Genomic DNA, 12,097 nt, shown 5'->3' on the forward strand with positions numbered 1-12,097 from the left:
TTGATCATTTTATAGTTAGTTGGGCCTTGTTCGTAATGAGCAAGGCTTTTTTTAACCTAAAATCTCTTTTACCTCCTCTATTTCATACTTAATAAAATTCAAAAAAGCAAAATCTTAAGCTAATCTTAAGACTATTCTAATGAAATTTTAATCTAGAAAAACTCTGAAAATTTTGTTAAGACCGTATCTCGATATTACATTTGCAAAAATTTATTTTTATTAAATCTAAATAAGCAACATGAAATATAATTTACTACTTGCATTATCCTTTATAAGTTTTGCTTCTTATAGTCAAAACTATTCAAGCGACGAGGCAGCCTCAACTGCCAATGACACGGTAAAAAACAAAAAAGGAGAAATACTAAATGAAGTATTAATTAAAACCAATAGAGAGCCTAAACCGGTTACTGCAGTTCGTTCGGGATTAAAACCAATGGACAATCCACAAAGCATACAGGTTATTAGTTCTGATGTAATCGAACAACAACAGGCCATTCGTTTAAGTGAAGTTATTAAAAACGCTAATGGTGTTTATGTAAGTTCTGCTCGTGGTGGTGCACAGGAATCTTTTTTCTCAAGAGGATATGACATGTCCGCCAATAATATGTTTAAAAACGGATTCCGTTACAATTCAGGTTCCATTCCTGATGTTTCCGGTCTGGAGAAAGTTGAATTCCTAAAAGGAGGTTCGGCATTATTGTTTGGAAACGTTGCACCGGGAGGTATCTTAAACCTGGTAACCAAAACACCTTCATTTAAATCAGGTGGCGAGGTATCGATGCAAATTGGAAGTTATGCGTTCTACAAACCTTCTTTCGATTTTTATGGCCCTCTTAGCAAGTCAATTGCTTTTAGAATAAACGGTTCTTACGAAAACTCTGAAAGCTTTAGAGATGTAGTAAAAAACGAACGTGTATATGTAAACCCGTCTTTACTTTTTATCATCAATCCAAAAACACAAATTACGGTACAAGGGGATTATTTAACAGCAGACTGGACTCCGGATTTTGGAACAGGACTTATTGGAAAACAAATTCTTGACTTACCTCGTAATGCATTCTACGGATCACTTTGGTCTAATGGTACTACAAAATCAGCAAGCGCTTCGGTTTTATTAAACCATGATTTCAATAAAAACTGGAAACTAAACTTTAATAGCTCTTATCAAACCTATGATAGAGGTCAAAAATCTACAGCTCAGATGTCCAATATAACCAATAGTGGCGACTGGACCAGAGCATTAGTTCAAAATAAAAATTTAGAGCAGATATTGGGCGACCAATTAAGTTTACAAGGAAATTTCAATACCGGATCAGTAAAACATCAGGTATATACAGGTGTTGATTGGGAAAATTCATTTGCTACCGGATACACTTATGCTTTTGATCCAGCAAATTATGACACTATCAATTTATTTACTTTTGATCCGTCAAAACAAAAAAATGATATTCCAAATGCAAGAGCGACTCAAATTCTAAAAACAGAAACCAATCGTTTTGGGGCTTATTTCCAGGATCTGATTTCGATTACAGAAAAAGTCAAAGTATTAGCAGGTATTCGTTGGTCATGGCAAGAAGGCCAAGCTACCACTTATAAAGAAACTTATAACACCGGTACAAAAGTTCAAACGGTCGCTCCGGAAAATGCAATTGCAGAAGTTGGTGCTAAAAAACTGGACAATGCCTTCTCACCAAAAGTGGGTATTATCTATCAACCGACAAAAAGCACTTCATTATTTGCCAGCTACTCGAACTCGTTTTCACCAAATACAGGATTCACAGTTGACAACAAAACAATTGAAGCATCAATCATTGACCAATACGAAGCAGGTATTAAAAAAGAATTCTTTGAGGGCTTGTTAAGTACAAACTTAACGGTTTATCAAATCTCAAACAGCAATTTAGCACAAACTGCACCATTTCTAGCTGATGGTGTTACGGAGAATGTGAATTCAAACATTAAAGTATTGGGTGGAGCTACTAAAAGTAAAGGGGTTGAAATTGATGTTACCGCAACACCTATTGAAGGACTTAATATTATTGCCGGTTATAGCTATAATGATATGCGTTATACTAAAACTTCCGGAACAAGTGGAAGTTTTGTAGCAGGAGATCAGGTTGTAAGAACACCTAAAAACACAGCCAACCTAAGTTTCTTCTATAAAGTACCGGAAGGAATGTTTAAAGGAGTTTCATTTGGAGCAATCGCTAACTATATTGGTAACCGTTTAGGCGGTTGGAACGATGATTATCTATGGACAGCTGTTAAGCCTACACCTACCAATCCAAAACCAAATCCTGCTTACATTGTTACCATTAGAGACAGAGATATTCCTATCGAAGGTTACACTACTATTGATGCTTCTGTAGGTTACGAGTGGAGAAAATTCTCCGTTTTATGTAAATTATCTAATATTACAAATGAATTGAATTATACTGTTCACGAAAATTACAGTATCAACCCAATTGCACCTCGTCAAATTTTGACAAGCTTAAAATATAAATTCTAAAATTTTGAATTAGATTTTACCCTCCGGACTTTTATCGTATTTCAATAACGAAAACAAAAAAGTTTGGTTTTAAACGAAAAACCTCATCTGACAATAGATGAGGTTTTTTGTTTTCACTAAAGAAAGTAATCCGATTGTATTACTTTTGTTCCACAAAAATTCTCACCAAAACAAAACTCCGATATATGTCAGATTCCAAAAAAAATCAATTGCAAAAAAGTCTTGGCCTAAGTTTTAATATTGCTGTATTAATTGGAGGAACGATAGGCGTTGGAATTCTTCGCACACCCGGCAGCATTGCTTCCCTACTAGACAATTATTGGCTCATTATTGCTTCATGGCTCTTTGGAGGTTTATATGTTTTGCTAGGAGCCAATTCTTATGCAGAACTTTCCACAATGTTACCCAAAGCAGGAGGTTCCTATAACTATATTAAAAGAGCATTTGGTGAATATGCCGGCTTTCTTTCCGGCTGGTTTGATTTTATCGTCAATGTAACACCACCGGCTTTTTATTGTATTGTAATTAGTGAGTACATTATTATTTTGTTTCCTGTACTCTCAAACTATTCTACCGTGATGGCAATTTCTTTATTACTTGCTTTTGTACTTATTCATTTAAGTGGTGTAAAAAACGGCAGCGTCATTCAGCAAATTACCAGTTTCTTAAAAGTAATATGTTTTGTAGCCTTGGTCATAGCCTGTTTTATGTACACAGGTACTGAAGTTCCTAAAATCAAAACGGACAATTCTTTCTTTCAAATTGGACTAATCTTCGGCTTTTTCAAATCATTACAGTTGATCATCGGGACTTACAACGGCTGGAACAGTGTTTGCTTTTTTGCCGAAGAAAATGATAACCCCAACAAAAATATTCCCAAATCATTGTACAGCGGTGTCTTTTTAGTTGTTGCCATTTATGTTTTAGTAAACGCCGCTTTCTTTCATGTTTTACCAATTGAAACCCTGGCAAAATCAAATTTAGCAGCAGCTGATGTTGCCAAGATCCTTTTTGGAGAAAACGGAGCTATTATTGTTACGGTAATTTCCATATTTTCATTAATCAGTATACTAAATGCTTTTATGATGATTCCACCAAGAATCCTTTACGGATTAAGTCGTGACGGGTTCTTTTTCAAACAAGGAACAACAGTAAATAAAGGAGGAACACCAATCGTAGCACTTTTAGTTTCATCGTTTTTCAGTTTATTTTTAATTTGTATAGGTTCTTTTGAAGTATTATTTTCTTTCGCGGCCTTTATCTCCATTATCGTTTGGGGATTAGCTTATCTTTCTCTCTTAAAACTAAGAGCCACCGAACCCAATTTACCTCGTCCGTATCATTCTTTTTGGTATCCGTGGACGACAATATTTGCCTTTGTAGCCTCGATCGCTTTGTTAATAGGATTTATTTTCAGCGATCCAAAAGGTTTTGCTATAATCGTTATTCTCACTTTGATTTCTTATCCTGTATTTTTGGTTTTGAGGAAGAAAAAATAACGGCTTATTTTTAATCGCCACGAATTCTCGAATTTTATTTTTACCATCTATGAAAACAAACAATTCGTGAATTCGTGGCTATTTTTTTAAGAAAAAAGATCTAAAATATTTCTGCTGACATACTGTTGTCACCTTCTGTGATTTAATTTGTAATAAAACTAAAAAGATGAGCAAACTAGATTTAACAAAAACCGACAAAGTATACTACACTGCTAAAACTAATCCCGAGATAGTTTACATTGAAAAAACAAATTACCTATCGATTACAGGAAAAGGTGATCCTTCGGGACAAGAATTCTCAGAAAATATTCAGGCATTGTATGCCACTGCTTATGCTATTAAATTTATGCAGAAAGCTGTAAATAATGATTTTGTTGTTCCAAAACTGGAAGCCTTGTGGAGTTTTGATACTGAAAAATACAAAGGCATTTCTATGGATGAAGCTCCGCTAAAAATACCCCGAAGTGAGTGGGATTACAGAATTATGATCAGAATGCCGAATTTCGTAACTAAAGAGCAAACAGAAGAAGCCATTCAAAATACTGCCAATAAAAAACAAATCGAACGGGCGAAATCAATCGAGTTTTATGAGATGGCTGAAGGCAAAGTAATACAGGTTCTTCATATCGGACCTTTTGAAAATGAGCCTCAGACACTAAAAAAAATACAGGAGTTTTCTACAGTACACCAGCTGGAACAAAATGGCTTACACCATGAAATTTATCTATCAGACTTTCGAAAAACAGCTTCTGAAAAATTAAGAACAATACTTAGAGAACCTGTAAAATAACTTACTTTTAATAGCCACGAATTCCCGAATTTTATTTTTTACTATCTGTGAGTAAATGAATAATTCGTGAATTCGTGACGATTAAAAACAACAAACCCGACAGATTTTCAAAAATCTGTCGGGTTAAATATTAATTACAAAGCAGCTTTTATTTCAATCCGGCAATACTTTGCTCGATTGTAGCAATTTTTGCTAAAGCATCAGCTTCTTTTTGTTTTTCATTAGCCAAAACTTTCTCCGGTGCTCCGGCAACAAATTTTTCGTTAGATAATTTTGCCTGAACAGATTTTAAGAAGCCTTGCGTGTATACCAGCTCTGCAGTCAGTTTAGCAATTTCTTCTTCTAAATTGATATTTCCTGAAATCGGAATGAAATATTCATTTGATTTTACACGGAAAGACAATGCTCCGTCAACTTTAGCTATAACATATTCGAAAGCAGAAATGTTCCCTAACTTCGTAACGATAGAGTCAAAATACGTTGTGATATTCTCACTGTTGATTGCTTTCAATTCGATCGCATCTTTAAACGGAATATTTTTATCCTTACGAATTGTTCGGATTCCTGAAATTACTTCAATTGTACTTTCAAAATCTGAAATTAAACTGGCGTTGAAAGGTTTTAATTCCGGCCAGGTAGAAACGATTAAAGCTTCTTCCGGAGTTCTGTCAGCTAGTAAATGCCAAATTTCTTCGGTTAAGAAAGGCATAAACGGATGCAGCAATTTCAAATTGCTTTCTAACATTTCGATCGCTTTATCAAACGTTCCTTTATCAATTGGCTGTTGATAGGCTGGTTTAATCATTTCTAAAAACCACGAACAGAAATCATCCCAAACCAATTTATAAATGGCCATCAATGAATCTGAAATTCTGTATTTTTCGAAATTATCTTCAATATCAACTAAGGTTTGCTGCAATTTTGCTTCGTACCATTCGATGGCTACTTTTGAAGATTCAGGTTGTGGAATCGTTTCAGAAACTTCCCATCCTTTGATTAATTTAAAAGCGTTCCAGATTTTGTTTGAAAATGCTTTCCCCTGATTGCATAATTCTTCATCAAACATAATATCGTTTCCGGCAGAAGCACTTAAAAGCAATCCTACACGAACTCCATCTGCACTAAATTTATCGATCAAATCTAAAGGATCAGGTGAATTCCCTAATGATTTAGACATTTTACGACGTTGTTTATCACGAACTAAACCAGTTAAATACACATTTGTAAATGGTTTTTCACCTGCGTACTCGTAACCTGCAATGATCATTCTGGCTACCCAGAAGAATAAAATATCCGGACCTGTTACCAAGTCATTTGTTGGATAGTAATATTTATAATCTGCACTTTCCGGATCCATAATTCCACCAAAAACTGACATTGGCCAAAGCCATGATGAAAACCAGGTATCTAAGGCGTCAACATCTTGTTTTAAGTCAGCTGCTGTCAATGAGTTGTTAGATGTTCTCTCTTTAGCTAAAACTAAAGCTTCTTCAATAGTTTCTGCTACTACGAAGTCTTCTTTTCCATCTCCATAATAATAAGCCGGAATTTGTTGTCCCCACCATAACTGACGTGAGATATTCCAATCACGGATGTTGTTTAACCAATGCGCATAAGTGTTCTCGAAACGTTTTGGATGCAATTTGATGTCTCCTGTTTCTAAAACGGACTTAATTGCCGGTTTTACCAACTCTTCCATTTTCAAAAACCATTGGTCAGATAATCTTGGTTCGATTACCGCTTTGGTTCTTTCGGAGGTTCCTACTTTATTCAAATGGATTTCGGTTTTAGCCAAAGCTCCAATTTCCTCTAATTCTTTTGCAATTTCAGTACGAACCACAAAACGGTCTTTGCCCTGATAATGCAATCCGAAACTATTTAATGTAGCATCTTCATTAAAGATATCAACGATTTCAAGATTGTGCTTCTCTCCTAACGTTTTATCATTCATATCGTGTGCCGGAGTTACTTTTAAACACCCGGTTCCGAATTCAACATCTACATATTCGTCTTCAATAATCGGAATAACTCTTCCACAAATTGGAACGATAGCTTTTTTCCCTTTTAGATGTGCAAAACGCTCATCATTTGGGTTAATACAGATCGCAGTGTCTCCAAAAATAGTTTCAGGACGTGTCGTGGCGATCGTCAGAAAATCTTCTGAACCTTCGATTTTATATTTTAAGAAAAATAATTTTCCTTGTTGTTCTTCATAGATTACTTCTTCGTCAGAAAGCGTTGTTTTTGCTTCCGGATCCCAGTTTACCATTCGGTATCCTCTGTAAATCAACCCTTTATTATACAAATCTACAAACGAGCGAATTACAGATGCTGACATATCAGGATCCATTGTAAATTTAGTTCTTTCCCAATCGCAGGAAGCTCCTAATTTTTTAAGCTGATCTAAGATTACACCGCCGTATTTATCCGTCCATTCCCAGGCGTGTGCTAAAAATTCTTCACGGGTTAAATCATTCTTATTGATTCCTTCCGCTTTTAATTTCTGTACTACTTTTGCTTCTGTCGCGATAGAAGCATGATCCGTTCCCGGAACCCAACAGGCGTTAAAACCTTTAAGACGCGCTCTACGAATTAAAACATCCTGAATAGTATTGTTCAGCATATGCCCCATGTGAAGGACTCCTGTGACGTTTGGTGGCGGAATTACAATTGTATATGGTGTTCTGTGATCAGGTTCTGAATGAAAATAGTTGTTCTTCATCCAGTAATCATACCATTTGTTCTCGATCGTCTTAGCGTCAAATTGTGCTGGAATTGTCATTTACTAGGGTTGTTTAATCGTTAATTTGCTTATTTGTTTAATCGTTTTGTTACTGCAATTACATCTTTTACTAATCATCAATCGATGAAGCAGATACACGTCTAAACAATTAAACAGAAAAACTGGTTCAATTTTTGTACTAATTATTGACAGCAAAAGTAAATAATTAAGTACACTATAAAAAGCGAATTAATAATTTGTGTGTTAATTAAAAGAATGTATATTTACTTACAACTTAAAAAAAATTTGAAATGAAAAATGTAGCCTCTTTTATTGCAGTCGTATTGTTTAGTACAATAAGTTATGCACAAAACGGCCCAAAAATTGAATTTGAAGCCCAAGACAATACAATTGATTATGGAAAAATTTCGAAAAGTGACAACGGAGTTCGCTCTTTTGAATTTACCAATACAGGTGATGCCCCACTTTTGATTACCGGTGCTGAATCTACTGTAAGTTCTATAGTTGTTACCAAACCGGCAGCAGCAGTTATGCCAGGAAAAAAAGGTAAAATTGATGTAAAATACAACATGGTTTCCGGTCCGATTCGTAAAACAATAACCGTTGAAACGAATGCCGTAAACTACCCTGACGGTAGAGTTGCCTTAAAAATCAAAGGTGAAGTTTTATAAAGAATTAAATCTAAAAAATAGTAAAGCCGCTTCCTGAAATTAAGAAGCGGCTTTTTTTATCTGTATTTTCAATCTAAATCCGAAAGGTTTTAAAAGTCTGTCGGATTTATTTTTTAGAGGTCATTATTTTGCTTTCTCAGTACACTCAACAGCATCAAATTTATATTTTACACGATCAAAATCGATTGGTTTATCTTTTACCAGGTAAGTAACTCCCATAGTAGTCTGCATCGTCCCGTTACCTAGAATAAGTCTTTTGTCTTTCTTTAAGAATGCCATTGGATTTTTAAAAGTTTTATTCTTGTTGGTTACCTCTTGAAAAGTATAATCGGCAAATAAGGTGTCTCCGCGAAATTCTCCCGTAAGTTCTCCCACTCTTTCTGTTGCCGCGGAAACTTTCATAGTCATGTTACCACTTATCTTACCATTTTTTAGCGTGTTTACTTTTAAATCGATAATATCTTTTTCATATATAGCTTTGTAACATTCTGTACTTACGATGGTCTCAGCATCTGCTTTAGCTGCTTCAGCCGCCTTCTGATTTTCATTGTTTTTACAGCTTTGAAGTCCGATACAAGTCACAAGCAAGCAGGATACAACTAGGTTTTTCATAATTATCTTTATTTTAATCGTTGTTATTTTATAAAATTAAATAAAAAAGAAGCCAAAAGAAAGGGTTCTCAACTAATTTTTTAAACATCAAACCCGACAAGGTTTTAAAAATCTGTCGGGTTGGTTTAACTCTTGCAATTATAAGTCCTTAATTACAAATTCACTTCTTCTGTTCAATTCGTGTTCTTCTTCTGAGCACGCTTCATCGGGGTTACATTTCACAATAGGTACCGATTCCCCATATCCCTTAGCCGTCACCCTTTTGGCGTTAATACCTGACTCTATTATAAAGTCTCTGGTTGAATTGGCTCTTTTTTGAGATAAATTGGCATTAAACTTTTCATTTCCTCTCGAATCGGTATGTGATCCAATTTCGATTACCATGTCTGGATATTTCTTCATTAATTCGACCACACGCCCCAATACTACTTTAGATTCTTTTCGGATGTACCACAAATTATAATCAAAATAAATCGGATCGGTTTTAATGATTAATCTGCCTTTATTGTCTTTTACCACATCTTTTTCCTGTGCAAGAATCTGAGCAGTTTTCTCTTTCTTTCTAATGTCTTTTGCAATAATTTCGTCTGCCTTCGCCTTTTTATCAGCTTCTTTTAAAGCAATAGCAGCCAGTGCTTCCCTTTCTTTTCTTCGTTTTGTATCAATTTCTTCCTCTTGTCTTTTCTTTTCTGCAAGCTGCTGTTCTTCCTGTCTTTTCTTTTCAGCAGTTTGTAACTCCTCTTGTTTAATAACCTCCAAAGATCTTAATGCCATCGAAGCATCATGGCTTGCGTTTCTGGTTTTTCCGGAAGATATGATTCTCGATTCGCTTGTATACTTTTCTTTGGAACTTAAAACTATAAACGAACTTTCGCAATCAACAGTAAAACTAAACTTCCCATCTGTGGTGGTAATTGTTGTATTCAAAACCTTCTGATCTGAATTCTGTAAAATCACTGTTGCATTTTCTAAGGGTAGCTTAGTATCGACATCTGTAATAACTCCTGTGATGAATTGTTTACAATCTTCTACAATTAGATCTTTGATTTCTTTAATTTGATAAATATCATCGCTCCCTTTTCCTCCCTCTCTATTCGAAGCAAAATAACCTTCTTTGGTATCGGCATCGATATTAAAAGAGAAATCATCCCCATTTGAATTCAAAGGCTGTCCCACATTCACGGGCTTACTGTATTCGTTTCCTTTAATATCGGAAACAAAAACATCAAGTGACCCATAACCCAAATGTCCGTCAGAAGAAAAATAGAGTTTTTGGTCGGTTGAAACAAAGGGAAATTGCTCTCTTTTGTCGGTATTAATGGTTGGCCCTAAATTTCGAGGTGTATCAAATGCTCCTTTATTAATGTTTACCGAATAAATATCAAATGAACCCAAAGTTCCCGGCATATCTGATGCAAAGTACAACACTTTTTCATCCGGACTCAAAGCGGGATGTTCGACTGAATATTCTGAACTGTTAAACGGAAGAGAAGTTACATTTTTCCATTTTCCTTCCACCAATTCAGCTTTAAAGATCTGAAGATTCGAAATTTTCTGCTCGTTTGTTTTCTTGCTTTTGTTCTTAGAATTGTTACGCGTAAAATAAATCGTTTTACCGTCTTTTGTAAAAACCGCGTTTGCCTCGTGCATCCCGCTTTTTAACTCTTTGGCAAAATAATGCACTATAGAATCCGCGGAATTGCTGTTTTTAAGAGGAATCGACACCAGATTCAAATAGGTTTCATTGTCCCATTTGAATTTTTTATCCAATAATCCGGGCTTTAATTTTACTCCTGCAAAAACCAGGTTTTCATTATATTTTACTGCTCCAAACTCAGAATTAGGAGTGTTGATTGCCAGATTTTTAAGTTCATATCGTTTCCCTATTGCCGAAACATTCTCCAGAGTTTTTAACTCTTTCTCAAAATTAGAAACTGCATCACTATCATTTGATTTTGAATAATACTCCTTTAAAGCTGCATTGGCATCGTCATAACTGTTGCTTGCTTTTAAAGTCTGTGCATATCTGAAATAATAATTTCTATCTAAACCATTACCATAATTTTGGATCAAAAGTCGGTAATAACGCTGTGCTTTTATCAAATCGTTAGTGTAAAAATAAGAGTCTGCCAGATTCCTGATCACTTCCTGTGAAGGCTTATTTTCTGCTAATTTTTCATATAAAGTAATCGCTTCAGCATAATGCGTTTTATCAAAAAAACGTTTGGCTCTGGCCAATTCAAAATCCTGAGCCTGTATAAACTGTATTAAAAATACGAATACAATAACGAGTAATTTTTTCCTGTTTTTCATTTTAAAAGAATCTTGGCGATTTATCATATCCTTTGCCTAATAAGTCTAAATCAAAAAGCAGCATAATTTCGTGTGTACCAGAATTAAACCTTCCCATATTCGACAAAGTATGATCGTAAGCATAGCCCACTCTTAAAGTTGGCGTTACATTTATGTTCATTAAAGCACTTACAGCATCGTTTACTCTATAGGCTGCACCCAATTCAAATTTATTATTGTACAAAACATTGGCTGTCAGATCTAAAGTAATCGGCGTTCCCGGAACAAATTTTGACATAAAAGCGGGCTTTAATTTAACCTTATCATTGAGTTGGAAAACATATCCTGCCGTTAAAAAAGTGTGAATGGCTTCTGATCCGTAAGCGTTGATTCCGGATTTCTCTTCAAGGTGTTTTGTGCCCAACAAATTGGGTACAGACAATCCGACATAAAAATTATCTCTGAAGTAATAGGCTCCCACTCCAATATTAGGCTTGGTGACATTTACATTTTCGGCGAAAGCCAAATCACTGGCCGCATTCCCGCTTTCTAATTTAAACCCGTTGAAATTACTTTGGAGCGATGTATAACCTGCTTTTAGTCCAAGCGAAAGTTTATTTTTTCCACCCAGATTTAAGACATAGGCAAAATCAGCATAAAAATTATTCTCTTTTTTTGCTCCGTCGCCAATATCATCTGAAACCAATGATAATCCCACTTCAATTTTATCGCTTAAAGCTGTATGTCCGAAAAAGGTAAAAGTTTTAGGCGCTCCAACGGCTCCAACCCATTGCGTTCTGTACAATCCTCCAAAATTCATCATAGCAGGAACTCCTGTCGCATAAGCAGGATTGACTACACTCATGTTGTACATATAATGGGTGTACTCAGGATCCTGTTGGGCTGAGGCTGATGTGATACAAAAGAGGAAACTTATAAAAAGTAGTACTTTTTTCATTTGAAACTTATCTTAAATACTAT

General features: G+C 35.2%; 8 protein-coding genes. 4 read left to right on the plus strand and 4 right to left on the minus strand.

Annotated elements, in window-relative coordinates:
• Positions 1-238: 238 nt before the first annotated feature.
• From BHE19_RS09840 to BHE19_RS09850, 3 genes are all read left to right on the plus strand, one after another.
• Positions 239-2,509 (plus strand): TonB-dependent siderophore receptor, encoded by a 2,271-nt coding sequence (locus BHE19_RS09840; protein ID WP_070906962.1) that lies wholly within the window; start codon positions 239-241, stop codon positions 2,507-2,509.
• A gap of 185 nt (positions 2,510-2,694) precedes the next feature.
• Positions 2,695-4,008 (plus strand): APC family permease, encoded by a 1,314-nt coding sequence (locus BHE19_RS09845; RefSeq protein WP_070906963.1) that lies wholly within the window; start codon positions 2,695-2,697, stop codon positions 4,006-4,008.
• A 166-nt stretch (positions 4,009-4,174) separates the two neighbouring features.
• Positions 4,175-4,798: a GyrI-like domain-containing protein gene (locus BHE19_RS09850; protein ID WP_070906964.1), complete on the plus strand. Its 624-nt coding sequence runs from the start codon at positions 4,175-4,177 to the stop codon at positions 4,796-4,798.
• Positions 4,799-4,946: 148 nt separating this feature from the next.
• Here the strand turns inward: BHE19_RS09850 and BHE19_RS09855 are convergent, their stop codons facing one another.
• Positions 4,947-7,580: a valine--tRNA ligase gene (locus tag BHE19_RS09855; protein ID WP_070906965.1), complete on the minus strand. Its 2,634-nt coding sequence runs from the start codon at positions 7,578-7,580 to the stop codon at positions 4,947-4,949.
• Positions 7,581-7,831: 251 nt separating this feature from the next.
• Here BHE19_RS09855 and BHE19_RS09860 point away from each other — a divergent pair, with 251 nt between their 5' ends.
• Entirely contained in the window at positions 7,832-8,212 is a 381-nt protein-coding gene (locus BHE19_RS09860; protein WP_017498202.1) for a DUF1573 domain-containing protein, read from the plus strand.
• Between the two features lie 123 nt (positions 8,213-8,335).
• Here BHE19_RS09860 and BHE19_RS09865 read toward each other — a convergent pair whose 3' ends face one another.
• The 3 genes from BHE19_RS09865 to BHE19_RS09875 all read right to left on the minus strand — a co-directional run bounded on the left by BHE19_RS09865 (position 8,336) and on the right by BHE19_RS09875 (position 12,074).
• Positions 8,336-8,824 carry a hypothetical protein gene (locus tag BHE19_RS09865; RefSeq protein ID WP_070906966.1) on the minus strand — a complete coding sequence of 163 codons (489 nt, stop codon included), beginning with the start codon at positions 8,822-8,824 and terminating at the stop codon, positions 8,336-8,338.
• A gap of 138 nt (positions 8,825-8,962) precedes the next feature.
• Positions 8,963-11,137: an OmpA family protein gene (locus tag BHE19_RS09870; protein ID WP_233431370.1), complete on the minus strand. Its 2,175-nt coding sequence runs from the start codon at positions 11,135-11,137 to the stop codon at positions 8,963-8,965.
• A gap of 1 nt (position 11,138) precedes the next feature.
• On the minus strand, positions 11,139-12,074 hold the full coding sequence (locus BHE19_RS09875; RefSeq protein ID WP_070906968.1) for a PorP/SprF family type IX secretion system membrane protein: 936 nt from the start codon (positions 12,072-12,074) through the stop codon (positions 11,139-11,141).
• Between the last annotated feature and the right edge of the window lie 23 nt (positions 12,075-12,097).

Source organism: Flavobacterium tructae (assembly GCF_001853485.1).
Taxonomy (GTDB): domain Bacteria; phylum Bacteroidota; class Bacteroidia; order Flavobacteriales; family Flavobacteriaceae; genus Flavobacterium; species Flavobacterium tructae.

Bases quoted from the DNA above. Each gene is read 5' to 3' on its own strand.
- BHE19_RS09840 (WP_070906962.1), top strand. From the start codon at position 239: ATGAAATATAATTTACTACTTGCATTATCCTTTATAAGTTTTGCTTCT.
- BHE19_RS09845 (WP_070906963.1), top strand. From the start codon at position 2,695: ATGTCAGATTCCAAAAAAAATCAATTGCAAAAAAGTCTTGGCCTAAGT.
- BHE19_RS09850 (WP_070906964.1), top strand. From the start codon at position 4,175: ATGAGCAAACTAGATTTAACAAAAACCGACAAAGTATACTACACTGCT.
- BHE19_RS09855 (WP_070906965.1), bottom strand. From the start codon at position 7,580: ATGACAATTCCAGCACAATTTGACGCTAAGACGATCGAGAACAAATGG.
- BHE19_RS09860 (WP_017498202.1), top strand. From the start codon at position 7,832: ATGAAAAATGTAGCCTCTTTTATTGCAGTCGTATTGTTTAGTACAATA.
- BHE19_RS09865 (WP_070906966.1), bottom strand. From the start codon at position 8,824: ATGAAAAACCTAGTTGTATCCTGCTTGCTTGTGACTTGTATCGGACTT.
- BHE19_RS09870 (WP_233431370.1), bottom strand. From the start codon at position 11,137: ATGAAAAACAGGAAAAAATTACTCGTTATTGTATTCGTATTTTTAATA.
- BHE19_RS09875 (WP_070906968.1), bottom strand. From the start codon at position 12,074: ATGAAAAAAGTACTACTTTTTATAAGTTTCCTCTTTTGTATCACATCA.